Genomic DNA, 23271 nt, shown 5'->3' with positions numbered 1-23271 from the left:
CCCATGGAAATATTCATGTCAACTCCAATGGAGATAATTATTTCGACAGGCAATAAAAAACCCGCGCTAGACGGGCTTCTATCCAGGCATTCTGCGGGCTTTACGCGACTTTGCTCGACCACCAGTCAATAGTCTTGTTAGCGACACCATCTGTTGATGGCGCTTCTAAGACTGTGACGCCGGCTTTGTCAGCTCGATCCATTTGCCTAAAGGCCGCGTCCAAGACCTTTTGGTGCTCAACGGTCGTCATGCCGCTGTCTGCCGGAGGCATGAGCACAGATATCGATCCTATTCTGTCCGAGTTGCTGGTGATCAGCAGGATGTCAGCTGCGGCTTGGAGGATGTTGTTTCCAACAACCAAAGGACTTTTATACCAAGCCGAGACAATGGTCCCTGCTGCGGTCTGACTGAGCAATGGAACATCTACTTCTATCCTGTTCGCGGACCCCCTCATTTTCAAGCTGAAGCGACCTTCCTGGATAATCCTAGAAGCATCCATGTGCATTTTTTCCTGCATAAGGCAGAGAACGCTTTCTTTTAGCTTAGGCGTTGACCGATATCTGAAGCTGTCTCGCCTGTTACCGGATTTAGGCTTTGCCAGAGTCACCACGTCGTTGAAGAACTCATCCACGACAGATTCCGCATCAGACCCAGAGGCGTATAGCGCCTCGCCCAGTCGTATGTCCGCAGAGATAAAATCGGGAAGATCTGGCCCCAAATGGATGATGGCCGCTTCTACATCTTGCAGATAGTGGGCAAAGTCGTTCTGATCAAATCTGTTGTCGTAAAGGCAGGTCAGGCGTTGAAAGGTGTCAAGCATGCGAACTTCGGATTTACCGGCATGCTGAAAAACCACCCCAACATTGAGGAACTCGCCGGCATCCTGATCAAGGCACATGCTGATAGTCCGCCAAGACCCCACAACCAAGTCCTGTCTTGGTTGCTCGGCAATTCTATTTCTTAAGCGTTCTGTAATATTCATGAGATTGCCAGCATCCCAAGCTCCTTGGAGTATCGGCTATTATCAAGCCGATCAAACAAGAAGTCGACTACAAGCGCCGACCCTCTGTCGTCCAAAAAATTACCTAGAATTTCGCAGGCGAGAGCAATTCCACGATCTTTGAAGGCCACCGAGAACCCGTTGTATGCAAGCAACCTGGCGCCGCGAACACGAAAGCTTGCGCTCCAGTTCGGCGCATGACGATCAATGGTCGCCATCAACCGATTAGGGGGATCATGCCTATGGATGAGTGAATGGGGCTTCCAGTCAGCCCAACCAAATATTCTCCCATGGTCAATCAACACGTATTTCCCACCTGTGGACCACAGTAGATTGGCGAGATGCCGATCCGAGTTCTGCAGCCAGGAGTCAAAGGAAACAATACTTGGGATCGACTTGTTTTTTGACAGGGCTAAGGCTAGACGCTTGGCGCGACGGTCCTCCAGGAATTTAGGAAAACCCTCGGCGTGCTTTTGGTAGAGATTGGGATAGGTCGTATCCTCTGAAAACCAAGCAAGGTAGGTCTTTTGCTCCCCTTTGGTGGACATATTTTTAAGTATCTGTCTGACTCGGTCTGGCATCTGCTCCGGCGTAAGCTCGATAACGCCAGCGGTTTTCGCCACTGGGAGATCCACAAGCTTCGCCATGGTATAGCCAAGCGCTTCACTCAATATCTCCGCCGACTCGTACACTGGGCCGCCTGGAACATCTCGAATTGAGTCAGGGATAGGCTTTACAAAGCAGTGAACAGATTCTGACCCAATTCGAATCTTGGCCCGAAATAATGGGTTTAATCCTGTTCGAGTCGGATCCCTGAGAAGTCCACTGAAAAAGTCACTACTTAGAAACTGGATCATGGTTGGCCAGCTTTTTCCTTAAACGCTGATGGGGTGACTCTGTACCTGCTGATCCAGAAGCTGCAAGCCTGCTGGCAATCACCTCAAGCAGCATTACATCGTCCTCACTTAGTAGCCCTGAATCGGCAGCCTCTGCAATTTTTTCTAGTGCCGATCTAGAGCGCGGGCTCGCATTTACTGCTAGCGTGCGCGCCTTCTCTGCAGCACTGGCGTAATTGGCAGCGAACCCCTCAATCTCAGCCTCTGCAGAGCCGCTAGCCGCAGCGCTTGATAGGGTTGCTATCTCTTTGGCGATCCGCTTACTGAACTTCTCAATCGGCACAGAAAGCAATCCAGAGATGGTAGCTGCCATCTCAAGATTCAAAGCCCGATGCCCGTTGAGGTGACTGCTCAGGGTTCCCTGGCTCATCCCTAGCAGATGGGAAAGCTCGTCCTGAGTAAGTCTCTTTTCCTTTGGTGAAGATCTATTGAATTCCGCCAGCGCAGCCTTTAGCGCTGCACATTCAGCCTTCTCCCAGTCTTCGAGTTGACGCCGTTCTTTGCTCATAAGGTGAAGAATATTCCCAAGGGAAATAGTTAGCCATCTCCAATGGAGTTGCAAAGTATCTCCCGTGGAGATAACCTGCGCTCACGTGAACCATTTGGAGATCTGGCGATGAGCCGAATCCCGCTATCCCAATTCGCTGAGATCAACGGCCAGACAAAGGCTGCCGTACTACTTGGTATGACTCAAGGCGCTCTGAATAAGGCGCTTAGGGTAGGCCGCGATGTGTACGTGATTGAGAACGCAGCCGGCGAGTACAGCGCCGAAGAGTTGCGCCCATTCCCTGTGCAGTCCGCTAAACGAACTGCCGCTTAAACCCACTTCATCAGCCTCAGGAGCAACACATGTATTTCGACGAGCACCACAAACGAAGTGAGGTCTGCAAGCTTCGGTACAAACCCGAGGAGATGCGTCAGTTCCGCATGGACGCACGCTTAGCAGGCAAGCAACTGGCCACCTATATGCGCGAGTTAACCCTTCTTGCCCGTCGCTTGGGTGCGGCTGACCTCATCCGCCGTATGGAAGAAATGGATGCGCAGGATAAATCGGCCTAGAGGCCCGCAGGAGTCCTTATGCCCGAAATTGTCTTCGGCGACTTGGACGAAGGGGCCCAGGAAGAGATCAGGCAGTTAGCCAACGACTTTGAATGGACCCTTGAGTACGCGGTACGTCGTTACATAGAAGCGGGTGAGTCCCTGGCAATTCAGCGTCAGCTTGAACTGATGCGAAGACCGCCAGCAAGACTCGCTCTGGTAGACCACAAAAAGGCCCTCGACCGGGACTAATTGTGACAACAGAAGGGGCTTTGGCTTTCCTTCAGACGAAAAAAAGCCGGGGTAGTGACCCGGCCTTTTGAACAACTCAAGTGAGGCAAATAATGCGTACTCAGCAGAACAATGTCAATCCCCAGTCAATTCACGCCGCGCCACGTTTTGTTGTATCTGAAAACGTGGCGCGGGTTTCTGCGCCGATTGTCATCTCTGGAGTGAAAATACGTCAGGACGAGGAGGGGAGGTATTTTCTCAACGACCTTGAAAAAGCCGCAAAAGCGGATGGCGTTACCAAGGATATTCGTCCGAACGAATGGTTGAGCCTGCAAGCGACTTCCGAAATAGAAGGTTTTTTAATTACGGAAAATCCGGGCTTTAAACCGATCACTGCAAAGGCAGGCCGCTATGGCGGAACCTACGTTAGTCGCGAGCTGATCTATAGCTACGCCATGTGGATTAGTCCCGCATTTCATCTGCATGTCATTCGCACCTTTGATGCCTTGGTTAGCGGGCAGATCGAAGTGGCGGAAGGTCGTCAGGCCCGCGAGCGGGCGCGTCTCGAATCTTTCGCCATGACAGACGCCGTGAAGTACACCCGTCTCTCAGCTGGCAAAGAGCTTAAACCGTTCCATTTCAGCAATGAGTTTGACCTGATCAATCGCGTCGTTCTTGGCGGGTCATCCAAGCAATACCGTGCTGCGCACGGCCTGGCTGCTAATTACCCCATCCGTGACACCCTTACGCCATGCCAGATAAAAGCCGTCGAGCATATGCAGCGACTCAATGCATCGCTTATCGACGTCGGCATGGAGTTTGAGCAGCGCAAAGCGAAGCTTCATCAAGTGTTCATGCTTCGCCATCAGCGCGCCCTAATGGCCGAAACCATGAGGATTGAATCATGAGTTCGATGGAGATCGTCGGCCTGCGCGCCATTGAATACGTCACGGCGCTAAACGCCCTCAGGAAATCCAAGTACGCACTTCTAGAGCGCATGGCGCTGTACGACAAGGGCTTCAATGGCGGCCGCCGCGTAACCCGTGATAACCCGCTGTACGAGAACCTGGAGGCTTTCTGCTTCTATGAATTCCGCGACAAATACAAGGCCAGGAGCGAAGCGAACAATGCCAAGCGGCGCTTGATGCGTGCGGTCCTTAAACACGAATCGGGGGTCGCATGATGCATTACTTCAAGCGGAACATCGGTGACTACCACAAGAAGGCCGGTCGGCTGACCATGCTGGAACACGGCGCTTACACACTGCTGATTGATGCGTGCTACGACCGCGAGCGTTTTCCTACCATGGAAGAAGCAATCGACTGGTGCTGGGCAAGGAATAGTGACGAAATCGCAGCAGTTGAGCTTGTTTTGCGCAAGTTCTTCGATCTGGTGGATGGCCGTTACGTTCAGGCTCGCATTCAGGACGAGATTGCCTCGTACCACGCTACAGCATTGAAAAACAAAGAGATTGCAGAAAAGCGTGAAGCGACTCGACGCACGAAACGTGCACCAGAAAGCACGGAACGTGCACCACTCGTGCACGAAGCGTGCACGGATGGTCACCTAACCAATAACCATAAACCACTAACCATTAACCAAGAACCAATAGATCAAAAGCATACGGCGCAAGCGCCTGCGGACGATCTGTTCCCGAAGTTCTGGAAGCTCTACCCAAACAAGAAGGGCAAGGCAGCTGCCGAGAAGGCGTGGAAGAAGCTCAAGGTCACTGACGACCTGTTCACCCTGATCACCCAGGGCCTGGCCAAGCAATGCGCCTCTCTGGCCTGGACCAAGGATGGCGGCCAGTTCATCCCGCACCCGGCCACCTGGCTCAACGGCAAGCGCTGGGAGGACGAGGTTCAGCCTGCCAGCAACGTTCACCAGTTCCAGCCACGCCGTCAAAGCGCCGAGCCTGACTTCGACAGCACAGACTGGGCCCGCGACCTTGTGGTGAGTCCATGAAGCCTGCAAGCCAGCTCATGGCCTCAATGTCCAACCAGCCGCCCGAGGTTCGCCGCGCACCCGTTGTCGTCTCCTTGGAGACTGCCGAGGTCGTCAACGACCTGTTCCGCCGCCTACGGGGCATCTTTCCCGCATGGCGTCAGGCATGGCCGTCCACGGAAGCCCTGGCAGCCGCCAAGGAAGAGTGGATCAAAGAATTCGCCGACGAGGGTATCCGCACGCTGGAGCAGATCGAGTTCGGTATCCAAAAGTGCCGCAAGCTCAAGAAGCCTTTTGCGCCAAGTGTGGGCGAGTTCATCGCCATGTGCGTGCCCGGCCCGGAAGACTTTGGCCTGCCTGCCGTGCCTGACGCATGGATCGAGGCTCTGCTCGCCACGTACAGCCACGAAGGCGTGAAGATCTCGGCCATTGCCACCGGCCTGTTCGACCTGCGCTCAGCCAAGCAGGAAGACAAGGGCCTGCGCCAGCGCTTCGAGCACAACTACACGATCGTGATACGCCGCGCCCAGGCCGGGCAACCGCTGGACGGCAAGATCCTGACCGGCATTGGCCATGACAGCCAGAAGACCGAGCTGGAACTCGCCGAAGAGCTGGCCGAGCAGGCGGTACAGGCACGAATCATTCAACAAGGAATCCCGGTAGACGCCGCATCAGCGCGCGCTCTGCTGTTGGCGAGAATTGGCAGGAGGGCGGGGCGATGAACGAGGTCAGTGAAGTTGCAAAGTGGGTCAAGCGCAACAACCGGAAAAATCCAAAGCTCGTGCGCTCAGAAGGGGTCAACCACTACATCGTGTACTTCGATAAGGGAAAAGCCCGCGTTGGGATCGTGCATGACGGCATGTACAGCCGGTACGGGATCATGTGCTACGGCGCAATGCCAAACACCGATCCGTTTTATTGCTGGCAGGCCCAGCCTGGCGCATGCGACGAGAGCGACGTGAAGGTGATGGTCGACTACCTCAATGGCGTTAGCGAGCTGCCGGACTTTGATTTCGCCTCGATTCAAGGAGTTCGACCATGACCGTCAATATCGAAAAGCTGGAAGCGCTGGCCAAGGCTGCCACCAAGGGTCCGTGGTTTAGCGGTGGAACCTGGGTGAGTACTGAACGTGGAAATTCCGTTGCCGACTGCGCACGAGGAGATGAGAAGTTCATCGCCGCCGCAAACCCTACCGCCGTGCTGGAGCTGATCCAGCGCATTGCAAATCTTGAGCTGTGCCAGACCGCCAGCCTGGGCGTAAGCGGGATCATCAAGTCTGCAGCAAGCGAGCTGGGTTTCGACGCAGTGGGCGAGGATAGCGCGCTTGATTATCTGATTGGGCTGGCACGGTCGGCAGCTGCGTTGCGGGCAGAGTGCGAGGCGCTGCGCAAAGATGCCCAGCGGTATCGGTGGATTGAGAACCCGTTCGCCGGCCTTTTCGGGGTGGAATCGATGGATAAGTACATCGACGCCGCCATGAGCAAGGAGGCCGCCCAATGAACCTCACCTGGGAGCAACTTCTAACCCTGCTCAACACCGCCAAGGTTCTGCATAACGGCCGTGAAGGCTATTCGTTCTTGGGGGTGGTTCATGACTGAGTTCGCCATCCGCAGCACGCAGGACTTAAACCGTTTGTACGGCGCACTGCACGCCATCGATCTGACCAAACCCAAGGTAGTGGTCATCAAGGACGAGAAACGCCCTGACGTCCTCAACCGCAAGATGTGGGCAATGCTCCGCGACGTATCCGAGCAGGTCGAGTGGTATGGCAAGAAGCTCACCAGCGAGGACTGGAAGTGCCTGTTCAGCGCCTCGGTCGAGAAGCAGCGCGCAGAACCTGGGCTCGATGGCGGATTCGTCGTCATGGCCACCTCGACCCGTAAGCAGTCGGCCAAGTGGTTCAGCGATCTGTTCGAGGTCATCCACGCGTTCGGCGCTGAGCGCGGCGTCCGCTGGACCGAGGCGGACAGATGGGGAGGGCGTTACTGATGCTCAAGACCATCAAGGAGCGCAAAAAGAAGACTTGCGACAATCCGGCATGCGATATCCAGTTTGTGCCTGCTCAGCTCGGTCAGAAAGTCTGTAGCTGGGCTTGCGGCTTGGCTATCGCTCCAGCAAATCAGGAGAGGGCGCGCAAGGCTATCGCGCAGCGCGAGCGGTCCGAGCTCAAAGCCCGCAAGGAGAAGCTGAAGTCTCGCAGCGACCACATGAAGGATACCCAGCAGGCTTTCAACGAGTGGGTTCGTCACCGCGACATGGGCGAGCCATGCGTGAGCTGCGGACGGCATCACAACGGCCAGTGGCACGCCGGGCACTACCGGTCCGTCGGTGGTCACCCGGCCCTCAGATTCGAACCGCTCAACGTATGGCGACAGTGCGCGCCGTGCAACACACACAAGTCTGGCGACCTGGTGAATTACCGGGCCGAGCTGGTGCGCCGCATCGGCATCGTCAACGTGGAATGGCTCGAAGGGCCTCATGAGCCTCAGAAGTACACCATCGACGATTTGAAAGCCCTGACAGCCAAGTACCGGGCACTGACCAGAGAATTGAAGAAAGGAGTAGCGGCATGATGTATCGGAACGTTGTAGCAGCAGTGGTCCGGGCTCTGGCCGCGGAAACCATCAATTCGGCGGGCGGGTGCGATTTTGAACCCAAGGTCCAATGCGCCAAGCAGAAGGGCGAGATCGTCGGCAAGGAGGCGGCATTCCTGACCGACTGCTGGGTGTTCGGACGCCTGCACAAGGCGCTGAGCCCGGAGCAATGGCGTGCGCTGGTGGCGAAGTTCTCGACGCACACCGACCGCAAGCACGCGGCGATCACGGAAATCACAAAGCAGTACCGGTCGCCGGCACCGGAGAGGTTCCGTCATTGCGCGATCGTTACCTGGGCTATGCCAAAACTCCCGGGTGTCGAAGGCAAGCGCAGCACAAATGTGCTTCCAGCCACCTGGTACGAGATGGACAATTGGAGCGATGACCCGCACCCGATCAAGACGCAGGAGCGGTGGAGGCGTGATATTCGCAAGGGGCTGGAGAGCATGGTTGACGTGGCGCTGACCGAGGCTCAGCACATTTTGGAGGCTGAAGGCATTTTGATTGCAGATTGCGCTTGACGGCGATTGAACCAGTGAGCCATTATCCACCCCATCCTGTCATACCTGCGCAAATAAGGGATTGACTGCAAAAGCCCGGCCATGAGTCGGGCTTTTTTATATCAATGGAGTGACGCTATGACTCGCGACAAAATGCTTGCCAGAAATATTCTCCAGTTCGTTGAAGAGAACGCGCTGAAAGATGGGCTTAACGTCGACCTCGTAAAGCTTGCATCGGTGAAGCACACATCCCAAGGCGACGTGTTCGATTACCATATCGATCTTCTTGTTGAGGCTGGTTATTTACGACGGTCGAATGGTGCGGATAGCGCTCAGGGCTTTATTTCCCTGACGTGGGCTGGGCACGATCTTCTAGAAGCTCTGTAATCCTATGTTTTTTAAAGCCCAGCCTCACCGCTGGGCTTTTTTGTGCCTGCGATTTACCCAACCCCCTCGGAACCTCTGATCGCCAAGTTCAGCGAGGGCCTCATTCGTACCTCGCTCCTCATTGGGCGTACCTGACGCCCCTTTTTATTCCGGAGTAAAGATGGACCCAACCGACCTCGGCCCAGGCACAGCTACCTGGCTGGGCGGTACGGGCACAATCCTGCTGGGTGGCTTCCTGTGGTTGAGGAAATTCCTCTCCAGGGACGCGACCGACCGCGCCATGGACAACGCCGATATCGGCACCGTCCGCAGACTGAACGAACTGCTCGACTCTGAACGGGTTGCCCGCAAAGAGGCTGAGGCCCGTGCCGACCAGTTCGCCAAAGAACGCAACGAGCTGGCTGCCGCTGTCGGCCGGATGGAAGGGAAGATCGAAGCCCTTACCAGCCAGGTATCCCAGCTCACTGACAAAGTGACCAGCCAAAGCGCTGAGATCGCCCGTCTGCGTGCACAGCTCGGAGGTATCAACTGATGGAAAGATGCGCAATTGATTTCATCGCTCGCCGCTGGTGGCGCCGGGTGGAGGTGTGGGTAATTGCCTCGCTGCTGGTAACCGGCTCGTTCGCGCTGGGCTTCGGTGCATCGCAATGGTCGCTTGCCAGTTGGTACAGCGCCCAGGTCGCCGAAGTGCGCCGTGGTTACGACGAGGCCACGGTGCAGCGCGACATGCGCCTGAACAAGCTGGCCAAGACCGCGACCGATGCAGCCGTAAAGGTTGAGGGTGCAGCAGGGAAGGCCACGGAAGCCGCAGAGGTGGCCAGCAAAGCGGCCGACAAGGTCAACGAGGCGGTAGAGCGGCAGACGCCGTAACGCGCCACAAATTCAGACACTGCCATTTCGTGGCGCGAAATACAGAGGAAAGATTATGGATAACCAGCACAAGAAAATCACCGGCTACCGCGACCTGAGTCAATCTGAGATCGACGGCATGAACTCGATCAAGGCTCTGGAAGCGGATGCCGGTGAGCTGTTCAAGCAAATCGACCACATCGAAGGTGTCGACCAGAGACTGCTCGCCCTGGCCAAGACCAATCTGCAGCAGGGCTTCATGTGGTTTGTGCGCTCCATCGCGAAACCTGCCGACCCTTTTAGCTGATCATCTACTGCGGCGCGGAGTGAGCATGACCCATCCCACTTTCCATAGTGCCGGAGACGGCCGTGGTCACAGAGCCGTATTCGTGAATGGCAACGAGATCAAAAATGTTCTTTGGTGCGATACCGCCACCGGCATTGTGGTCTTCGCGCCCAGCCCCGTGAGAGCCAAGCGGCCTGCTCGTGACGAGGTCTACACCCGACGCTTGCGCGGCAATGTGACCGTAACAGCAGCTTAACGAACGAACACTCATAGCCTCGGCATACGCCGGGGCTTTTGCATTGGAGATCATCATGCCCGCAACAGAAAAGCAGATGACCGTTCACCAGATTGACTATCAGTGCGACGAATGCGGCAAAGGTGTTATGCGTTGGACTGGGATGGTTCTGACATCGCTGCCGGCGCAATTCCCGCACGGATGCACCGAGTGCAGTGCTCGCGGAAACTATCCGGTTCGATACCCGAGCACGGAATACCGGGAGGTCGCTAGTGAGTCATGACCAAGAAGAACTGGATGGTCATCACGCCAGGCCACAAAACATTTCCGATGATCCTTCTTGAGTCCGCCCTCGATCACGATGGAGCGCTTGCCTTTGCCCGGTCGATCTGGCCGCGCTGCACAGTGGAGTAAAAGCGAGGGCCGTAGCGACCCTCGCCATGAAGCACTTTTACTTACGACGCTTGTCTACTTCTTTAGCAACGCCTTTGAAAGGCTCCCCGCCAGACTTAACGTCAATGAAGCGACCAGTGTCAGTGTCGCGCTTCACGTACGTGTCGTTCTGTGGGTTGTGTACTTGGGTTCTATCTTTTACCGACCCAATGCGGTGTCCATCTCCCGTGTTGGTAGCCATGAGCATACCTCCCCAGTTATGCCCGGCACCGGCTGCCGTCACCTTCTGCACTCAATGTGCAGTAGGGCTGATCTGGGGGATGGTTGATGGCGATTCAATCTCATATTGGATCTACAACTGTTTCTATATGTTTCTAAGTGCGGTCGTGTAGGTGTATCTATTTGAATCGTATGAGGTTCTGACGAAATATGGCGAATCTAAAAGTATTGAACTTTCAGCGGGAGGGGTGGCGCGACCCAGTGCAGACCCTGCGTAAGCTTGCTGACCAGATAGAATCGGGGGAGTTGGAGCCTTGTGCTATTGGTGTTCTTGCTCTGCGCTCACCATCCGGCAGGGTAGAGGCTTTCGGCTTTGGGCCTGCTGCTGATGACCTCCAGGCGTTGGCCCTCTTTCGATTGGGTGAGCAGAAGCTGATTGACGTGCTGCTGAATGCTGATGACTGAGGGTGTGCCGCAGGGTTAGTGCGGCACACCTCTGTAGCGGCGTCTGAAGTCAGAAGGGTTTTCGTTTCGAAACGATATCAAGGAGTTGTTCGATTGCCCCGGCATAAGTCGTGGCTTTAACCCCTTCATCGGGTGACCCGCCCATAGTTCTCGGCCCGTGGGTGAAGTTGTGCAGGGTGGTATTGATTTCTCCCTCTGCACCCCCTGCGCCTGGGGTGCGCCAAAGATCCGGGTTTCGGTTCCAGCGCATCACGGTTTCGAAGAGTAGGGCGACAATATCACCAGGGTTGTCAGGGGTGAATTTGCCATCTTCGGTAAGAGTGAGAAGATCAATTTCAGGCAACTTTTCCTTATAACGCTTCTGTGCGACGCTGCGGACCACCCTAAGCTTGGCTTTGACTTCTGTCTCCTTGTCCACCTGCCGGATTACAAACTGAGGCTCCAAAGCACTTGTTAGCTCAATGGCGTAATCGATAACACTTCTTGTCATTTTTGAAGCTCCTTTGGTTGAGATTCATAACTGGTGGCTTTGCGGCATCATTTCAAGGTGGGCTTATGCGTAGACCGATGCCGCCGACTGACCTGCTCGAATCGCCATTCCTGATCCTAGCGCCCGCTCCCGAAGTGTGGGGCTGGATACAGGCCGAGATACTTGCCGACACCGGCAGTATTCGCAACGAAGACCATGCCCATCTGATTGATGCTGACATTTGCATCATGTGGGCCTCATCTGCATTCACGAAGCAGGGGCGCGCAGTGCTGGGCCAAGCCGAGAAAGTCATGTTCCGTGCCGGGGGTTGGCAGAAGGCGCGGATGGAACAGCAGATGCGTGACTGGTTCGGCTTCGTACCGACCTACATCATCACCTTGGCCGCCGATTACTGCTCACAGTGCAGCGATGCCGAGTTCTGCGCACTGGTCGAGCATGAGCTTTACCACATCGCCCAGGCAACCGATCAGTACGGCGCGCCCAAGTTCACGCAAGACGGATTGCCCAAGCTTGAGATGCGCGGCCACGACGTCGAGGAGTTCGTCGGTGTGGTCCGTCGCTATGGGGCAAGCCCAGACGTCCAGCTGCTGGTTGACGCTGCAAAAAAGCCTGCTGAGGTAGGTAAATTGAATATATCGAGGGCCTGCGGAACCTGTCTGCTCAAGTCGGCCTGAAATTTGACAGGCATTAGACGGAATCCAACCTATGGCAGCCCTGAAGCATGAGGTGAAGAGCTTCATCGTTCAGGCGTTGGCTTGCTTCGACACTCCCTCGCAAGTCGTAGAACAGGTCAAACAAGAATTCGATATTCAGATATCCCGTCAGCAGTGTGAGTCGCACGACCCAACCAAGCGCGCTGGAGCAACCCTTGCGGCCAGATGGGTGACGCTGTTCCACGACACACGCAAGCGTTTCCGTGAAGACACGGCAGAGATTCCCATCGCCAACCGAGCCTATCGACTGCGTGCTCTTGGCAGGATCGTTGAGAAAGCAGAGGGCATGCGCAACTTGGCGCTGGCCCTTCAGGTGCTGGAACAGGCTGCAAAAGAATCCGGAGATATGTACGTCAACCGTCACCGCAAGGATGAGCCTGGCGACGAGCCAGCTATTCCGACTCGCATCCAGGTCGATGTAGTGGACGCGAGGAAGCCTGATGCCCAGCCTTAACGTCCCGCAATCAAAATTCCTGCTGCTGCCCCACAAGTTTCGTGCATTCGTGGCCGGTTTCGGCTCGGGGAAGACCTGGGTTGGCTGCTCGGCGCTGAGCAAGCACTTCATGGAGTGGCCGGGTGTCAACGCCGGTTACTTCGCGCCGACTTACCCGCAGATACGGGACATCTTCTATCCGACGATGGAGGAGGTGGCTTACGAGTGGGGCCTGAAGACAAAGATCAATCAGGCGAACCATGAGGTTCACATCTACAGCGGTCGGCAGTATCGCGGCACCGTGATTTGCAGGTCGATGGAGAAGCCACAGACCATTGTCGGTTTCAAGGTCGGGCACGCCCTGGTCGATGAGCTGGACGTTCTGACGTCGATCAAGGCGCAGCAGGCCTGGCGCAAGATCATCGCGCGAATGCGTTACAACCTGCCCGGGCTGAAGAACGGCGTGGACGTCACCACGACACCGGAAGGCTTCAAGTTCGTCTTCCTGCAGTTCGTGAAGCAGCTGCGCGACAAGCCGGCGCTCAAGGAGATGTATGGGCTCATCCAGGCCAGCACCTTTGACAACGAGCTGAACCTGCCGGACGACTACATCCCGTCGCTGATGGAGTCGTACCCCGAGCAATTGATCAGGGCGTACCTGAACGGCCAATTCGTCAACCTGACGTCTGGGTCGATCTACCACGCGTATGACCGCAAGCTGAACCAGTGTTTCGACATGGTGCAGGCTGGTGAGCCTCTGTTCATCGGCATGGACTTCAACGTCGGCAAGATGGCAGCGATCACGCATGTGAAGCGGGAAAAGGGCCTGCCTCGAGCCGTGGACGAGCTCATGGATGGCTACGACACGCCCGACATGATCCGGCGCATCAAGGAGCGCTACTGGCGGCACGATGGCGATAAGTACATCAAGACCTGCGAAATCCGAATCTACCCGGACGCCTCTGGCGATTCGCGCAAGTCAGTCAATGCCAGCGTCACGGACATCGCAATGCTCAAGCAAGCAGGCTTCACGGTGATCGCACCGGCAGCCAACCCGCCAGTAAAAGACCGCATCAACGCGATGAATGCCATGTTCAGCAATGCTCAAGGCGAGCGCCGCTACCTGGTGAACCCGTTCACCTGCCCGACATACGCGGATGGCCTGGAACAGCAGATATGGGCCGCAAGCGGTGAGCCCAACAAGTCCCAAGGCAATGACCACGCAAACGACGCCGGTGGTTACTTCATTCACAAAGAATTCCCGATCGTGAAACCGGTCGCTTCTCTCAACCTGGGATACGCCCGATGAACAACGACGTTTCCTTCAAGCGGCCTGAATACATTGAGGCGTTGGATCGCTGGCTGACTGTGCGCGACGTCTGTGCTGGCCAGCACCGTGTTGTTGGCCGGCTGCCTTACATCAACCGGCACGATACGTCAGAAGAGAACGCCGAGCGCAACAATGCGTACCGGGAGCGTGCGGTGTTCAAGAACGCCACCGGCCACACCCGAAACGGACTGATTGGCTTGGCGTTCCACAAAGACCCAACGCTGACGGTCCCGAAGAACCTCGAATACCTGCAGGACAACGCTAACGGCTCAGGCGTGAGCATCTATCAGCAGTCGCAAGGCTCGCTTGAGAAGGTCTTGGAAGCCGGTCGTCATGGTCTGTTCGTGGACTTCCACGAGGACAGCGGTATCGGCGGGCATTCGGTCATCCTCACTTACACGGCTGAGGACGTCATCAACTGGCGCACCGGCATGGTGAACGGTCACAACGTTCTGATCATGGTCGTCCTCCGTGAAATGAACGAAGAGGCGGATGGGTTTGGGCTGAAGTGCACAGAGCAGTTTCGCGAGCTGGCCCTGGACGAAGCTGGACTGTACGTCTGTCGCGTCTGGCGTCGTAAAGGCCCGCGAGGCGGCGGCCCTCTTGAGGTGGTTGAGGAATACATGCCAAAGGGGAAGGGCGGACGTCTCAAGGAGATCCCTTTCACGTTCATCGGCGCACAGAACAACGATCCGAGCATTGACGAGTCGCCGCTTTACGACATCGCGATGATCAACCTCGGGCATTACCGGAACAGCGCTGACTACGAGGACAGCGTGTTCTGGTGTGGCCAGGCTCAGCCGTGGATCAGCGGCGTCGACGACCAATGGCTAGAGATGGCGCGCAAAGAAGGCGTTTACGTCGGATCTAGAGCTCCAATCCCTGTGCCAGCTGGCGAAACCTTCGCCTTTGCCCAGCCCCAGCCTAATACGCTAGTGAAAGAGGCGATGGCCGACAAGAACCAGATGATGATTGAGCTGGGCGCACGCATGGTTGTGTCGTCAATGACAGCCAAGACGGCTACAGAGTCGAGAGGCGACCAGTCGGCGTCCACGTCGGTGCTCGCGATATGCGTATCCAACGTCAATGAGGCCTACACCCGGGCGCTGGGTTGGTGTGCTCAGTTCCTGGGTGTCACCGGCAAGACGACCTATCTGGTGAATCAAGAGTTCGTTGAGCTCAGCGCTGACCCTCAAATGATCACCGCGCTTGTGCAGCTATGGCAGAGCGGTGGATTCGCCAAAGCCGATCTGCGCGGATACCTACGCAAGTTGGGGCTGATCGCACCGGAGCGAACCGACAAGCAGATAGACGGAGAGCTTCAGGAACAGACCGACAACCTCGGCCTGGACGACGACGAGGACTTGAACAATGGCCGTCAACCAAGCAGTACTTGATGCCACGATTCGGCACTCGGTGTTTCTGGAGCAACTGAAGGCTGGAGAGGTCGAGAAATTCGCTCCTTTCCTCAAGGAGATCGACCGGGCGGTGCGCGAGCAGCTCACCAATGCCGACCTGAGTGAGTACAACATCAAGCGGCTGAACCAGCTGCTCGACGAGGTCGACAGCCTGCTGCTCGGCATCTTCGACCGCTATACCGCGACGCTGAATCTTGATCTGATCGACCTGGCCAACTACGAGGCTCAGTTCGAAGCAACGGCGCTATCCCGATCCGCGCCTGTGGGTGTCACCTTTGATGCAGTGGTTCCGCCAGCACGCGCTATCCGCTCGGCGGTGCTTAACAACCCGCTCAGCGTGCGCGACAACGGCGGCGGCAAGCTGCTGGAGCCGTTTATAAAGGATTGGGCAACTACCGAGCGTGAGCGCGTCAGCGGCGCAATAAGGCAGGGGTTCTTCGAAGGGCAGACGAACTTTCAGGTTATCCGCAAGATTCGCGGTACCAAGGCTGCTGGGTACAGCGACGGGATATTGGCAACGACCAAGCGCAATGCCAGTGCAGTCGTTCACACGGCTGTTCAGCACGTCGCCTCGCAGGCCCGGATGGAGACGATCAAGGCCAATCCTGATGTGGTCGCCGAGATTGAGATTGTATCCACCCTCGACAGCAAGACAACGCAAATATGCAGGTCGATGGATAAGCGCCGCTTTCCAGTTGATTCAGGGCCTCGTCCACCGTTTCACATCAGGTGCCGGACGACGTTTGTGCCTGTGACCAAATGGACCAAGTTCCTCAGCAAGGATGCTACCCGCGCCTCGGTGGGGCCGAACGGCGGCGGCCAGGTGGCGGCCGATCTGAGCTATTACGACTGGCTCAAGCTGCAACCGGAAGCTTTTCAGGACCAGGCACTAGGCCCGACCCGCGCCAAGCTGTTCCGCGATGGTGGGCTGACGCTGGAGCGCTTCTCTGAGCTGCAGCTCGACCGCAATTTCAAGCCGCTCACGCTGGAGCAGATGAAAAAGCTTGAACCGCTGGCATTCGAGCGAGCGGGAATTTAACCGAACACTTTCAATCAGCCGCCTCCGGGCGGTTTTTTTACGCCCGTAAGGCGGGCCGACAAAACCCAAGGGGTGCATCACCGTGGCAGAAGAAAACGAAATCGACCTGGAAAACCCAGCCATCAAAGCCGCTATTGAGGCCGCTGTGAAAACCTCTGAGGCCGGTCTGAAAAATAAAAACAGTGAGTTGCTGGGCAAGCTCAAAGATGTCACCGGCAAGCTTACTCAGTTTGAAACCCAGTTTGAGGGCATCGACATCGACGCCGTCAAAGGGCTGCTGAGTCGCGCCGGGCAGGACGAGGAAACCAAGCTGCTTACAGAGGGCAAGGTGGACGAGGTGTTCAACAAGCGCACCGAGCGTCTTCGTGGCGACTATGACAAGCAGTTGAAGGCAATCAGCGAGCGCGCGACGAAGGCTGAAACATTCGCCGCCAAGTTCCAGGGCAAGGTCCTGGGCGACTCGGTGCGCGGCGCAGCCCTCAAAGCCGGCGCGCTGCCTGAAGCAACCGACGACATCATCCTGCGCGCCAAAGGCGTGTTCTCACTGAACGAAGAGGGCGAAGCGGTCGCTGTTGATGAGTCTGGTCAGACCATTCTCGGCAAAGACGGCAAGACCCCTCTGACCCCGCTCGAATGGGCGGAATCCTTGCGCGAAAGCGCTCCTCACCTGTGGCCAAGGGCTTCGGGTACGAATGCCCCGGGCGGGGGTGGCGGCCAGGCTGCACTGAAGCGCTCCGAAATGACAGCCACGCAAAAGCGCGACTACCAGCGCAAGCACGGCCAAACCGCATACCTCAATTTGCCCAAGTAAGGGGATTCACCCATGCCAACAACTGTGAACAGCGATTTGATCATCTACAACGATGAGGCTCAGACCGCATACCTGGAACGAGTTCAGGACAACCTGGACATCTTCAACGCGTCCTCCAACGGCGCAATCATCCTCGACAACGAGCTGATCGAAGGTGACTTCCGCAAGCGTGCCTTCTACAAGCTGGCAGGTTCTCTGGATCACCGTGATGTGAACTCTGAAGCCAAAGTCGTCGCCAAGAAAATCGGTGCCGGTGAGGCCGTCGGCGTCAAGGCTCCTTGGAAGTACGGTCCATACCAGACGACCGAAGAGGCGTTCAAGCGCCGCGGTCGCCCGGTAGATGAGTTCTCCCAGATCATCGGCCAGGATGTTGCCGACGCAACACTGGAAGGCTTCGTCCAGTATGCAACTGCCGCGCTGCGCGCGTCCATTGGCTCCAACCCGGCAATGGTCGTTGAGGCCAGCATCGAGACCGACGGCAAAAAGACGCTCACCCGCGGCATGCGCAAGTTCGGTGACAAATTCGGCCGTATCGCGCTGTGGGTCATGCACTCCTCGGCATACTTCGACATCGTCGACGAAGCCATCACCAACAAGCTTTACGAAGAGGCGGGTGTCGTGATCTACGGCGGCCTGCCAGGCACCCTGGGCAAGCCGGTACTGGTTACCGATACTGCCCCGGTTGACGTGATCTTCGGCCTGCTGCCAAGCGCAGTGACCATCACTGAATCCCAAGCCCCGGGCTTCCGCTCCTACGAAGTCAACGATGAAGAAAACCTCGGCATCGGCTACCGCGCTGAAGGCGTCGTGAACATCGATGTTCTGGGTTACAGCTGGAAGGAAACTGCCGGTGGTGCGAACCCATCGCTCGCCGCTGTCGGCTCCTCCGCCAACTGGGTCAAGCACTCTGCCAGCGACAAGGTCACTGCAGGCGTGATGATCGAACTCACTCCGGCTGCATAAGCCATCCGCCAGGTGCGGTCAGAAATGGCCGCCAGGGAGAACATCATGGAACTCGTTTACAGCAACCAGCGCGGCGACTTCGATCCCAACAAGCGCTATCGCAACCCGGATCTGTTCCGGAACGTCGAACGCGGCGTGACCAAGGTCACCGTGGTTGGCGATTACCCGGAAATTGTCGATGCCTACAAGGCGGTCGAGATTGAGGTGGAGATCGAGACACGCAAGACGCCGGTGAAAGGGAAGGCCAAGGCCGCTGACAAAACTCCTGCAAAGCCAGGCAAAGGCCCAACCAAGCCTGAGTCCAACGGCACCCAGAGGGATGGCACCAAGAAAGAACCGGTCTACATCCCCAAGCTGGAAGCAGATAACCAGTGGATCATCATCACCCGTGACGGTGTACGATTCAGCGACTTTGCTGGTGACGAAGCTCAGGCCAAGGCCGAAGCAGATCGCCTGAACGAAACCAAGGAATAAGTCATGCTCATCATCGAGGACGGCACCGGCGTACCGGGTGCTGAAAGCTACGCCACTGCCGCTGAACTGGTCATTTACGCCGGGAAATTCGGTGTGGCCATTCCCGCTGAAGAGGCTGCGCAAGAGGCTGTTTTGCGCCGGGCCGCCTTGGTGATGGACGGCATGACCTGGAAGGGACGCAAATCCACCGGCGATCAGGCACTGTCCTGGCCTCGCCGGGAGATTCGCCTGGATGGTGAGAACAAACCGGAGCGTTACCTTCCGGCACGCATTCAGTACGGTCAGATGGCTCTGGCCGCAGAGATTCATGCCGACGACATTGATCCTATCGACAAGCGCAAGGGCGCGGTCATGAAGGAAAAGGTCGACGGCGCGGTGGAGCGTGAATACGCGACCATCAGCAACACAAGCAAGCGATTGCTGCCCGCTGCGCCGGATCGGCCCAGCGCTACTCAGTTCGCGGATTATCTTCTGAAGCGTGGGTTGTTTGCTGTCCGCGCATAGTGATAGCGTTGCGCCTTCACTAACGGAGATACATAAATGTCGGATGAAAGAAAACTGTTTGCTGATGAGGCTGCTGCCTGGGATCAATATGCATCTGCCGCATTGGGTGCGACAATCGCAGCAAGCGAGTCACCTGAGCAGGCTGTAGAGGTCGCAGCTGATTTGGCTGACGGACTGTTGCGCGAGCGTAAAAAAAGAACCAAAGCTGCGGGTGATTTTATATCCGGCAAGACGAAGTAAAGAAAGCCCAGCTATAGCGCTGGGCTTTTCACGATTGGAGCCACCATGGCCTTCTACGAAGATATGGCCGTGATGGCCCTCGATCTGATTACCGAATACGGCCAGGCAGTCACCATCCGCGATGCGGTGAAGGGCGGCTATAACCCGTCTACCGGCACCACATCACCAGAGACGGTCACGGAGCGAACCGCCCAAGGCATCCTGCTCGACTTCACTGGGCAGGAGTTCCAGACCAATACCCTGATCAAGGTTGGCGACAAGAAGCTGAAGATTGCCGCGAAGGGCCTTGATCAGCCACCGACGCTGCTCAGCAAGGTAGTTGTCCAGGGTCGCACCTGGTCGATCATTCCACCGCTGAAAGAGATCAATCCGGCAGGCACGCCACTGCTCTATGAGCTTCAGGTGCGCTCATGAGCCGCGCAGGTGCTGGTCGGTCAGGTAGCTTCGCCCTCGATCTTGCCAAATTTGCCGAGCAGGCAAAGGAAGCGGTCGATGTCAGCCTTCGCGACATCATCATCGAGATAGGTAGCAGCGTCATCCGTATGTCGCCTGTCGGCAAGCCTGAGATATGGGCGGCCAACATGGCGTTCCGTGATGCCAACACCCGCGCAGCCGATGACTACGACTTCAGGGTTTCCGTGCGCAATACGGTTATCAACCTGACGGAGTCGAACTTCACTAAGTCCGGGAACCTGAAGCGAGGCGTGAAATACGCCAAGCCGTTGACCAAGACCGAGCGTGCGCAGAACTTCAACGTAAACGGCCTTGTAGCTGGCCAGGATTACGTCGGTGGCCGATTCCGCGGCAACTGGATGTTCGGGATTGGCGCGCCAGATGGGACGACCACAGAAGAGATCGATCCGAGCGGCAGCAAATCCAACGCACGCATCGCCAACGGCGTGCTGGAGTTTCACGCCGGCGATGTCGCTTACATTACCAATAGCCTGCCATACGCCATCCCGCTGGAATTTGGGCATTCGACCCAGGCACCGGGCGGCATGGTTCGAATCACCGTGGCGCGCTTCCAGCAGATCGTTGAGGCGGCCATCAGGAATCATCAGGTATGAGCCACAAAATAATCCGCTCACTGTTCGAACAAAGACTCACGTTGTGGGCGGGTGGGCGCAACCTGAGGATCGCCTATCAGGGCGTCAGCTTCACGCCAGAAACAGACGAGACTTATCTGGCAGCATTCATGCTTCCGGCCGGGACCGGTACCGACACCTTGTCGGGCGATCACCGCGTCTATACCGGCGTGTTCCAGGTCAACGTTGTCACTCCAGCAGGCAATGGGACTGGTGAAGCTGAAGGCCTTGTCGACGACATTGACGCTCTGTTCCCGGCCTATCTCAGGCTCAAGCAAGACGCGTTCGAGGTGCTGGTGCTCACGCCAGTTGAGCCTGGGCCGCCGATCACCGGTGACAGCGCGCTGACAGTCTCAGCCTCATTTCAGTATCGATCAGACACCAACTGATCATCGGAGAAGAAAATGCAAAGTTCTAACTACGTGCCGGGCGTTTCCGGCTGGAAGCTTGACAAAGTAACCGGCGAATTTGAAATCAACTCGGCCAAGATTTCTGTCGGCAGCCTGCCTGAGCAACCCCAGATGGTTACCGTGACTGCTGCCGAGTGGGCCGCGAGCGATCTTCCCGAGAGCGCTTTCGATTATTACGCCCTCATCGGCTCGGAGATAACCAAGATTCACGCCCAGTATCGTGATAGCGCGAAGATCACGACTCAGGACGAGTCATACGATCCAGACTTCGCTGATATCCGCACCACACTGACCTACCAGCGCCCCGAGACGGCCGAAGAGGTGGCGGCGCGCGTGAGTGCTTCGAGAAGCGCTGGATGCTCAATCAAGAAAGAGGGCGACAAGCTCACCATTACGCATGACGGCTATATCCGCATGATGTTGGGAAAGATCACAGAGAGTTCCGAAAAGCCCGAAACCCCTTTTGCTGTTGATGGTGATCAGCTCTTCCTGAGTCAGGCACTCGTCGATGCGGCCAAGATGTCCGTAAATGTCACGACCAACGCTGCAGGTCAGATGATCGTGACTGGTGTAGGCATTGGTCTTGATGAAGCTCCGATCGAGAAAGTATTCGACTCAATGGGGTGCACCGCTTGCGATGCTGAAACTGACGCCTCGAAGGTGCTGGATAAGTTGCTTGGGTCGATCAGCGAAACGGAATTATCTGAAGGCCTGAAGAATTTCAAGCTCGAAGACTTTTTATCAGAGCTCAAGAAAGAGGTGGTGACTCGCGACGAAGCTGAGGAGAAAGTCGCAGTGACAATCGGCGGAGTTAATTACATCAAGCAATCACTCATCAAGGGCGAAGCCGCCCGGCTGGTTGCGGACGAAATCATTGCCGCCTGCCGCGCCGCCAAAAAGTAACAGCCAAGCAATACCTCCAACCCCGCCTTGAGCGGGTTTTTTTATGCTCGCAAAAAGGAAAACCTCATGGGCTTCAGACTCCCCAACGGCGCAACCCTCCAGATCGCTTCCGCCTACGGCGCAGCCATCCCGGTAACTGCGCTGAGCAATGCAAACCCTGCGGTGGCCACTGCCGCTGCACATGGCCTGAGCGACGGCGACATTATCGCTGTGACTTCCGGCTGGACCCGGCTCAACGATCGGGCCACTCGCGTTTCCAAAAGCCTGAGCGGTACGTTTGCGCTGGAAAACATCAATACCACCAATGTGCAGCCATACCCGGCTGGTTCTGGCCTCGGCTCGGTGCGTAAAGTGACGAGTTTCGTCGAAGTGCCGCAGATCACCGAGGTGAATACCAGCGGTGGTGACCAACAGTTTCTGACCTTCGGCTTCCTCGCCGACGACGATGATCGCCAGATGCCAACCACCAAAAACCCGATCAGCATGTCGTTTACCGTGGCAGATGACCCGGACCTTCCCTACGTCGCTATCGTAGAGGCTGCCGACGACGACAAGCAGACGCGTGTGCTTCGTTTGAATCTGCCGGGCGGTAGCAGCATCGTTTACAACGCGTATGTGTCCATCACCACGACGCCGACGCTGGGCCGAAACAACCTGATGACCCGCGTTATGACCCTGTCACTAGCGGGTCGTCCAACCCGTTACTCGGCAGTGGTGGCGTAACCTATGGCCAAGATCAAGATCGCTCAAAACCCGACTTTCAAAGCGCCGGTGATGATTCCTCGCATTGGCGAAGCGCCGGTGAAGGTGGAATTTGAATTCAGGTACATGGACCGTACAGCGTTGGCCGAGATGTTCGGCCGCTGGAACACGGCCCGCGCCGATCTGAACGCCAAACGTATCGACGACGGCATCACCTGGCAGGAGGTGACCGCGTCTGAGATCGCGCTGCAGGTCGAGCAGATCAAGGACGTCGTAACCGGGTGGTCCTTCGACGACAAGTTCACCGACGAGGCCGTTGCCGCACTGGTGACCACTTGCGTTGGCGCGCCTCAGGCGGTGATCGACGCTTACCAGTCTGCCTACGATCCGGCCCGCTTGGGAAACTGAAGGCGGCGGCCCGGGCGCTGTACGAGCCTGGGCCGTCGGAGCAAGAGCTGGCTGCATTTGGCATGACATTGGCTGACATACCAGTCGAAGAGGTCGAGGTCTGGCCCGGCTCATGGAAGGCATTCCGTCTGTTCGAATCTCTCTCTACCCAGTGGCGGACAGGGCCGGGCGGGGCGTCTGGCCTTGATTACTCGGTCATCCCCGCCACGGCGCACATGGCGGGCATCAAACGGCACGAACTACCTGGCATCTTTCCCGACCTCCGCATACTGGAGGTCGAAGCATTGCTCGTGATGAGCGAATCGAAATAA

40 protein-coding genes are annotated in these 23271 nt (G+C 56.8%); 36 read left to right on the top strand and 4 right to left on the bottom strand.

Annotated features, from left to right (window positions below; translation table 11 throughout):
• Window positions 1–100 precede the first annotated feature (100 nt).
• From RYB09_RS01215 to RYB09_RS01205, 3 genes are all read right to left on the bottom strand, one after another.
• Window positions 101–982, bottom strand: coding sequence for a hypothetical protein (locus RYB09_RS01215; RefSeq protein WP_316887188.1), 882 nt, complete (start codon window positions 980–982; stop codon window positions 101–103).
• Window positions 979–1692 carry a hypothetical protein gene (locus RYB09_RS01210; RefSeq protein WP_316887187.1) on the bottom strand — a complete coding sequence of 238 codons (714 nt, stop codon included), beginning with the start codon at window positions 1690–1692 and terminating at the stop codon, window positions 979–981. The genes RYB09_RS01215 and RYB09_RS01210 overlap by 4 nt, the downstream gene beginning before the upstream one ends.
• A 145-nt stretch (window positions 1693–1837) precedes the next feature.
• Window positions 1838–2404, bottom strand: coding sequence for a helix-turn-helix transcriptional regulator (locus RYB09_RS01205; protein ID WP_316887186.1), 567 nt, complete (start codon window positions 2402–2404; stop codon window positions 1838–1840).
• 42 nt (window positions 2405–2446) lie between these two features.
• On the opposite strand from RYB09_RS01205, the gene RYB09_RS01200 reads away from it, so the two are divergent.
• The 19 genes from RYB09_RS01200 (at window position 2447) to RYB09_RS01110 (ending at window position 11037) form a co-directional block, all read left to right on the top strand.
• The gene (locus RYB09_RS01200; RefSeq protein WP_410478289.1) at window positions 2447–2716 is read left to right on the top strand and encodes a Cro/CI family transcriptional regulator; all 270 of its coding nucleotides are present in this window, start codon (window positions 2447–2449) and stop codon (window positions 2714–2716) included.
• 29 nt (window positions 2717–2745) lie between these two features.
• On the top strand, window positions 2746–2955 hold the full coding sequence (locus RYB09_RS01195; RefSeq protein WP_010219952.1) for a hypothetical protein: 210 nt from the start codon (window positions 2746–2748) through the stop codon (window positions 2953–2955).
• An 18-nt stretch (window positions 2956–2973) separates the two neighbouring features.
• A complete protein-coding gene (locus tag RYB09_RS01190; RefSeq protein ID WP_010219954.1) occupies window positions 2974–3186 on the top strand; it encodes a hypothetical protein in 213 nt (70 codons plus the stop codon).
• A 92-nt stretch (window positions 3187–3278) separates the two neighbouring features.
• On the top strand, window positions 3279–4073 hold the full coding sequence (locus RYB09_RS01185; RefSeq protein ID WP_316887184.1) for a KilA-N domain-containing protein: 795 nt from the start codon (window positions 3279–3281) through the stop codon (window positions 4071–4073).
• The gene (locus RYB09_RS01180; protein WP_316887183.1) at window positions 4070–4348 is read left to right on the top strand and encodes a hypothetical protein; all 279 of its coding nucleotides are present in this window, start codon (window positions 4070–4072) and stop codon (window positions 4346–4348) included. Before RYB09_RS01185 ends, RYB09_RS01180 begins: the two co-directional genes overlap by 4 nt.
• Window positions 4348–5130, top strand: a complete 783-nt coding sequence (locus RYB09_RS01175; protein WP_316887466.1) for a YdaU family protein — start codon at window positions 4348–4350, stop codon at window positions 5128–5130. The genes RYB09_RS01180 and RYB09_RS01175 overlap by 1 nt, the downstream gene beginning before the upstream one ends.
• Window positions 5127–5831, top strand: coding sequence for a replication protein P (locus RYB09_RS01170; protein WP_316887182.1), 705 nt, complete (start codon window positions 5127–5129; stop codon window positions 5829–5831). Before RYB09_RS01175 ends, RYB09_RS01170 begins: the two co-directional genes overlap by 4 nt.
• Window positions 5828–6151: a hypothetical protein gene (locus RYB09_RS01165; protein ID WP_316887181.1), complete on the top strand. Its 324-nt coding sequence runs from the start codon at window positions 5828–5830 to the stop codon at window positions 6149–6151. The genes RYB09_RS01170 and RYB09_RS01165 overlap by 4 nt, the downstream gene beginning before the upstream one ends.
• On the top strand, window positions 6148–6609 hold the full coding sequence (locus tag RYB09_RS01160; protein WP_316887180.1) for a hypothetical protein: 462 nt from the start codon (window positions 6148–6150) through the stop codon (window positions 6607–6609). The genes RYB09_RS01165 and RYB09_RS01160 overlap by 4 nt, the downstream gene beginning before the upstream one ends.
• Window positions 6610–6699: 90 nt before the next feature.
• Window positions 6700–7098: a recombination protein NinB gene (locus RYB09_RS01155; RefSeq protein ID WP_058446660.1), complete on the top strand. Its 399-nt coding sequence runs from the start codon at window positions 6700–6702 to the stop codon at window positions 7096–7098.
• Complete coding sequence (locus RYB09_RS01150) at window positions 7098–7682, top strand: recombination protein NinG (protein ID WP_316887179.1); 585 nt, start codon at window positions 7098–7100, stop codon at window positions 7680–7682. Before RYB09_RS01155 ends, RYB09_RS01150 begins: the two co-directional genes overlap by 1 nt.
• Window positions 7679–8224, top strand: a complete 546-nt coding sequence (locus tag RYB09_RS01145) for a hypothetical protein (protein ID WP_316887178.1) — start codon at window positions 7679–7681, stop codon at window positions 8222–8224. Before RYB09_RS01150 ends, RYB09_RS01145 begins: the two co-directional genes overlap by 4 nt.
• Window positions 8225–8341: 117 nt before the next feature.
• Complete coding sequence (locus RYB09_RS01140) at window positions 8342–8590, top strand: DUF2513 domain-containing protein (RefSeq protein ID WP_316887177.1); 249 nt, start codon at window positions 8342–8344, stop codon at window positions 8588–8590.
• A gap of 160 nt (window positions 8591–8750) precedes the next feature.
• Window positions 8751–9122: a chemotaxis protein gene (locus RYB09_RS01135; protein WP_046835470.1), complete on the top strand. Its 372-nt coding sequence runs from the start codon at window positions 8751–8753 to the stop codon at window positions 9120–9122.
• Window positions 9122–9460 (top strand): hypothetical protein, encoded by a 339-nt coding sequence (locus tag RYB09_RS01130; RefSeq protein WP_074808365.1) that lies wholly within the window; start codon window positions 9122–9124, stop codon window positions 9458–9460. The genes RYB09_RS01135 and RYB09_RS01130 overlap by 1 nt, the downstream gene beginning before the upstream one ends.
• A 55-nt stretch (window positions 9461–9515) precedes the next feature.
• The gene (locus tag RYB09_RS01125) at window positions 9516–9746 is read left to right on the top strand and encodes a hypothetical protein (protein ID WP_316887176.1); all 231 of its coding nucleotides are present in this window, start codon (window positions 9516–9518) and stop codon (window positions 9744–9746) included.
• A gap of 25 nt (window positions 9747–9771) precedes the next feature.
• Window positions 9772–9981, top strand: a complete 210-nt coding sequence (locus RYB09_RS01120; protein WP_316887175.1) for a hypothetical protein — start codon at window positions 9772–9774, stop codon at window positions 9979–9981.
• Between the two features lie 258 nt (window positions 9982–10239).
• Entirely contained in the window at window positions 10240–10374 is a 135-nt protein-coding gene (locus RYB09_RS01115) for a hypothetical protein (RefSeq protein ID WP_316887174.1), read from the top strand.
• Between the two features lie 408 nt (window positions 10375–10782).
• The gene (locus RYB09_RS01110) at window positions 10783–11037 is read left to right on the top strand and encodes a hypothetical protein (protein ID WP_316887173.1); all 255 of its coding nucleotides are present in this window, start codon (window positions 10783–10785) and stop codon (window positions 11035–11037) included.
• Window positions 11038–11086: 49 nt separating this feature from the next.
• Here the strand turns inward: RYB09_RS01110 and RYB09_RS01105 are convergent, their stop codons facing one another.
• The gene (locus tag RYB09_RS01105) at window positions 11087–11527 is read right to left on the bottom strand and encodes a hypothetical protein (protein ID WP_316887172.1); all 441 of its coding nucleotides are present in this window, start codon (window positions 11525–11527) and stop codon (window positions 11087–11089) included.
• Between the two features lie 65 nt (window positions 11528–11592).
• Between RYB09_RS01105 and RYB09_RS01100 the strand changes: the two genes are divergently transcribed.
• The 17 genes from RYB09_RS01100 (at window position 11593) to RYB09_RS01020 (ending at window position 23271) form a co-directional block, all read left to right on the top strand.
• On the top strand, window positions 11593–12201 hold the full coding sequence (locus RYB09_RS01100; RefSeq protein ID WP_316887171.1) for a putative metallopeptidase: 609 nt from the start codon (window positions 11593–11595) through the stop codon (window positions 12199–12201).
• 31 nt (window positions 12202–12232) lie between these two features.
• On the top strand, window positions 12233–12694 hold the full coding sequence (locus RYB09_RS01095) for a DUF2280 domain-containing protein (protein ID WP_248697230.1): 462 nt from the start codon (window positions 12233–12235) through the stop codon (window positions 12692–12694).
• Window positions 12681–13982, top strand: coding sequence for a terminase large subunit domain-containing protein (locus RYB09_RS01090; protein ID WP_316887170.1), 1302 nt, complete (start codon window positions 12681–12683; stop codon window positions 13980–13982). Before RYB09_RS01095 ends, RYB09_RS01090 begins: the two co-directional genes overlap by 14 nt.
• A complete protein-coding gene (locus RYB09_RS01085; protein WP_316887169.1) occupies window positions 13979–15400 on the top strand; it encodes a DUF4055 domain-containing protein in 1422 nt (473 codons plus the stop codon). The genes RYB09_RS01090 and RYB09_RS01085 overlap by 4 nt, the downstream gene beginning before the upstream one ends.
• On the top strand, window positions 15375–16460 hold the full coding sequence (locus RYB09_RS01080) for a minor capsid protein (RefSeq protein ID WP_316887168.1): 1086 nt from the start codon (window positions 15375–15377) through the stop codon (window positions 16458–16460). The genes RYB09_RS01085 and RYB09_RS01080 overlap by 26 nt, the downstream gene beginning before the upstream one ends.
• Before the next feature lie 82 nt (window positions 16461–16542).
• Window positions 16543–17271, top strand: a complete 729-nt coding sequence (locus tag RYB09_RS01075) for a hypothetical protein (RefSeq protein WP_316887167.1) — start codon at window positions 16543–16545, stop codon at window positions 17269–17271.
• A gap of 12 nt (window positions 17272–17283) precedes the next feature.
• Window positions 17284–18234, top strand: coding sequence for a major capsid protein (locus RYB09_RS01070; protein WP_316887166.1), 951 nt, complete (start codon window positions 17284–17286; stop codon window positions 18232–18234).
• A gap of 45 nt (window positions 18235–18279) precedes the next feature.
• The gene (locus tag RYB09_RS01065) at window positions 18280–18708 is read left to right on the top strand and encodes a CTP synthase (RefSeq protein ID WP_316887165.1); all 429 of its coding nucleotides are present in this window, start codon (window positions 18280–18282) and stop codon (window positions 18706–18708) included.
• Window positions 18709–18711: 3 nt separating this feature from the next.
• The gene (locus RYB09_RS01060) at window positions 18712–19212 is read left to right on the top strand and encodes a DnaT-like ssDNA-binding protein (protein ID WP_316887164.1); all 501 of its coding nucleotides are present in this window, start codon (window positions 18712–18714) and stop codon (window positions 19210–19212) included.
• A gap of 36 nt (window positions 19213–19248) precedes the next feature.
• A complete protein-coding gene (locus RYB09_RS01055; protein WP_316887163.1) occupies window positions 19249–19452 on the top strand; it encodes a hypothetical protein in 204 nt (67 codons plus the stop codon).
• A gap of 45 nt (window positions 19453–19497) precedes the next feature.
• On the top strand, window positions 19498–19866 hold the full coding sequence (locus RYB09_RS01050) for a hypothetical protein (protein ID WP_316887162.1): 369 nt from the start codon (window positions 19498–19500) through the stop codon (window positions 19864–19866).
• Window positions 19863–20519: a hypothetical protein gene (locus RYB09_RS01045; RefSeq protein WP_316887161.1), complete on the top strand. Its 657-nt coding sequence runs from the start codon at window positions 19863–19865 to the stop codon at window positions 20517–20519. The genes RYB09_RS01050 and RYB09_RS01045 overlap by 4 nt, the downstream gene beginning before the upstream one ends.
• A complete protein-coding gene (locus tag RYB09_RS01040) occupies window positions 20516–20926 on the top strand; it encodes a phage tail terminator-like protein (RefSeq protein ID WP_316887160.1) in 411 nt (136 codons plus the stop codon). Before RYB09_RS01045 ends, RYB09_RS01040 begins: the two co-directional genes overlap by 4 nt.
• 15 nt (window positions 20927–20941) lie before the next feature.
• The gene (locus RYB09_RS01035; protein ID WP_316887159.1) at window positions 20942–21850 is read left to right on the top strand and encodes a hypothetical protein; all 909 of its coding nucleotides are present in this window, start codon (window positions 20942–20944) and stop codon (window positions 21848–21850) included.
• Window positions 21851–21916: 66 nt separating this feature from the next.
• Window positions 21917–22573, top strand: coding sequence for a phage tail protein (locus RYB09_RS01030; RefSeq protein ID WP_316887158.1), 657 nt, complete (start codon window positions 21917–21919; stop codon window positions 22571–22573).
• Between the two features lie 3 nt (window positions 22574–22576).
• On the top strand, window positions 22577–22960 hold the full coding sequence (locus tag RYB09_RS01025; RefSeq protein ID WP_316887157.1) for a phage tail assembly chaperone: 384 nt from the start codon (window positions 22577–22579) through the stop codon (window positions 22958–22960).
• Window positions 22961–23022: 62 nt separating this feature from the next.
• A complete protein-coding gene (locus tag RYB09_RS01020) occupies window positions 23023–23271 on the top strand; it encodes a DUF1799 domain-containing protein (RefSeq protein ID WP_316887156.1) in 249 nt (82 codons plus the stop codon).

The organism is Pseudomonas syringae group sp. J254-4 (assembly GCF_032586855.1).
Classification (GTDB): domain Bacteria; phylum Pseudomonadota; class Gammaproteobacteria; order Pseudomonadales; family Pseudomonadaceae; genus Aquipseudomonas; species Aquipseudomonas amygdali.
Note: the sequence above shows the minus strand (reverse complement) of the source record. Positions and strands in the feature narration are given on the sequence as shown.

Bases quoted from the DNA above. Each gene is read 5' to 3' on its own strand.
- RYB09_RS01215 (WP_316887188.1), bottom strand. From the start codon at position 982: ATGAATATTACAGAACGCTTAAGAAATAGAATTGCCGAGCAACCAAGA.
- RYB09_RS01205 (WP_316887186.1), bottom strand. From the start codon at position 2,404: ATGAGCAAAGAACGGCGTCAACTCGAAGACTGGGAGAAGGCTGAATGT.
- RYB09_RS01200 (WP_410478289.1), top strand. From the start codon at position 2,447: ATGGAGTTGCAAAGTATCTCCCGTGGAGATAACCTGCGCTCACGTGAA.
- RYB09_RS01195 (WP_010219952.1), top strand. From the start codon at position 2,746: ATGTATTTCGACGAGCACCACAAACGAAGTGAGGTCTGCAAGCTTCGG.
- RYB09_RS01190 (WP_010219954.1), top strand. From the start codon at position 2,974: ATGCCCGAAATTGTCTTCGGCGACTTGGACGAAGGGGCCCAGGAAGAG.
- RYB09_RS01185 (WP_316887184.1), top strand. From the start codon at position 3,279: ATGCGTACTCAGCAGAACAATGTCAATCCCCAGTCAATTCACGCCGCG.
- RYB09_RS01180 (WP_316887183.1), top strand. From the start codon at position 4,070: ATGAGTTCGATGGAGATCGTCGGCCTGCGCGCCATTGAATACGTCACG.
- RYB09_RS01175 (WP_316887466.1), top strand. From the start codon at position 4,348: ATGCATTACTTCAAGCGGAACATCGGTGACTACCACAAGAAGGCCGGT.
- RYB09_RS01170 (WP_316887182.1), top strand. From the start codon at position 5,127: ATGAAGCCTGCAAGCCAGCTCATGGCCTCAATGTCCAACCAGCCGCCC.
- RYB09_RS01165 (WP_316887181.1), top strand. From the start codon at position 5,828: ATGAACGAGGTCAGTGAAGTTGCAAAGTGGGTCAAGCGCAACAACCGG.
- RYB09_RS01160 (WP_316887180.1), top strand. From the start codon at position 6,148: ATGACCGTCAATATCGAAAAGCTGGAAGCGCTGGCCAAGGCTGCCACC.
- RYB09_RS01155 (WP_058446660.1), top strand. From the start codon at position 6,700: ATGACTGAGTTCGCCATCCGCAGCACGCAGGACTTAAACCGTTTGTAC.
- RYB09_RS01150 (WP_316887179.1), top strand. From the start codon at position 7,098: ATGCTCAAGACCATCAAGGAGCGCAAAAAGAAGACTTGCGACAATCCG.
- RYB09_RS01145 (WP_316887178.1), top strand. From the start codon at position 7,679: ATGATGTATCGGAACGTTGTAGCAGCAGTGGTCCGGGCTCTGGCCGCG.
- RYB09_RS01140 (WP_316887177.1), top strand. From the start codon at position 8,342: ATGACTCGCGACAAAATGCTTGCCAGAAATATTCTCCAGTTCGTTGAA.
- RYB09_RS01135 (WP_046835470.1), top strand. From the start codon at position 8,751: ATGGACCCAACCGACCTCGGCCCAGGCACAGCTACCTGGCTGGGCGGT.
- RYB09_RS01130 (WP_074808365.1), top strand. From the start codon at position 9,122: ATGGAAAGATGCGCAATTGATTTCATCGCTCGCCGCTGGTGGCGCCGG.
- RYB09_RS01125 (WP_316887176.1), top strand. From the start codon at position 9,516: ATGGATAACCAGCACAAGAAAATCACCGGCTACCGCGACCTGAGTCAA.
- RYB09_RS01120 (WP_316887175.1), top strand. From the start codon at position 9,772: ATGACCCATCCCACTTTCCATAGTGCCGGAGACGGCCGTGGTCACAGA.
- RYB09_RS01115 (WP_316887174.1), top strand. From the start codon at position 10,240: ATGACCAAGAAGAACTGGATGGTCATCACGCCAGGCCACAAAACATTT.
- RYB09_RS01110 (WP_316887173.1), top strand. From the start codon at position 10,783: ATGGCGAATCTAAAAGTATTGAACTTTCAGCGGGAGGGGTGGCGCGAC.
- RYB09_RS01105 (WP_316887172.1), bottom strand. From the start codon at position 11,527: ATGACAAGAAGTGTTATCGATTACGCCATTGAGCTAACAAGTGCTTTG.
- RYB09_RS01100 (WP_316887171.1), top strand. From the start codon at position 11,593: ATGCGTAGACCGATGCCGCCGACTGACCTGCTCGAATCGCCATTCCTG.
- RYB09_RS01095 (WP_248697230.1), top strand. From the start codon at position 12,233: ATGGCAGCCCTGAAGCATGAGGTGAAGAGCTTCATCGTTCAGGCGTTG.
- RYB09_RS01090 (WP_316887170.1), top strand. From the start codon at position 12,681: ATGCCCAGCCTTAACGTCCCGCAATCAAAATTCCTGCTGCTGCCCCAC.
- RYB09_RS01085 (WP_316887169.1), top strand. From the start codon at position 13,979: ATGAACAACGACGTTTCCTTCAAGCGGCCTGAATACATTGAGGCGTTG.
- RYB09_RS01080 (WP_316887168.1), top strand. From the start codon at position 15,375: ATGGCCGTCAACCAAGCAGTACTTGATGCCACGATTCGGCACTCGGTG.
- RYB09_RS01070 (WP_316887166.1), top strand. From the start codon at position 17,284: ATGCCAACAACTGTGAACAGCGATTTGATCATCTACAACGATGAGGCT.
- RYB09_RS01065 (WP_316887165.1), top strand. From the start codon at position 18,280: ATGGAACTCGTTTACAGCAACCAGCGCGGCGACTTCGATCCCAACAAG.
- RYB09_RS01060 (WP_316887164.1), top strand. From the start codon at position 18,712: ATGCTCATCATCGAGGACGGCACCGGCGTACCGGGTGCTGAAAGCTAC.
- RYB09_RS01055 (WP_316887163.1), top strand. From the start codon at position 19,249: ATGTCGGATGAAAGAAAACTGTTTGCTGATGAGGCTGCTGCCTGGGAT.
- RYB09_RS01050 (WP_316887162.1), top strand. From the start codon at position 19,498: ATGGCCTTCTACGAAGATATGGCCGTGATGGCCCTCGATCTGATTACC.
- RYB09_RS01045 (WP_316887161.1), top strand. From the start codon at position 19,863: ATGAGCCGCGCAGGTGCTGGTCGGTCAGGTAGCTTCGCCCTCGATCTT.
- RYB09_RS01040 (WP_316887160.1), top strand. From the start codon at position 20,516: ATGAGCCACAAAATAATCCGCTCACTGTTCGAACAAAGACTCACGTTG.
- RYB09_RS01035 (WP_316887159.1), top strand. From the start codon at position 20,942: ATGCAAAGTTCTAACTACGTGCCGGGCGTTTCCGGCTGGAAGCTTGAC.
- RYB09_RS01030 (WP_316887158.1), top strand. From the start codon at position 21,917: ATGGGCTTCAGACTCCCCAACGGCGCAACCCTCCAGATCGCTTCCGCC.
- RYB09_RS01025 (WP_316887157.1), top strand. From the start codon at position 22,577: ATGGCCAAGATCAAGATCGCTCAAAACCCGACTTTCAAAGCGCCGGTG.
- RYB09_RS01020 (WP_316887156.1), top strand. From the start codon at position 23,023: ATGACATTGGCTGACATACCAGTCGAAGAGGTCGAGGTCTGGCCCGGC.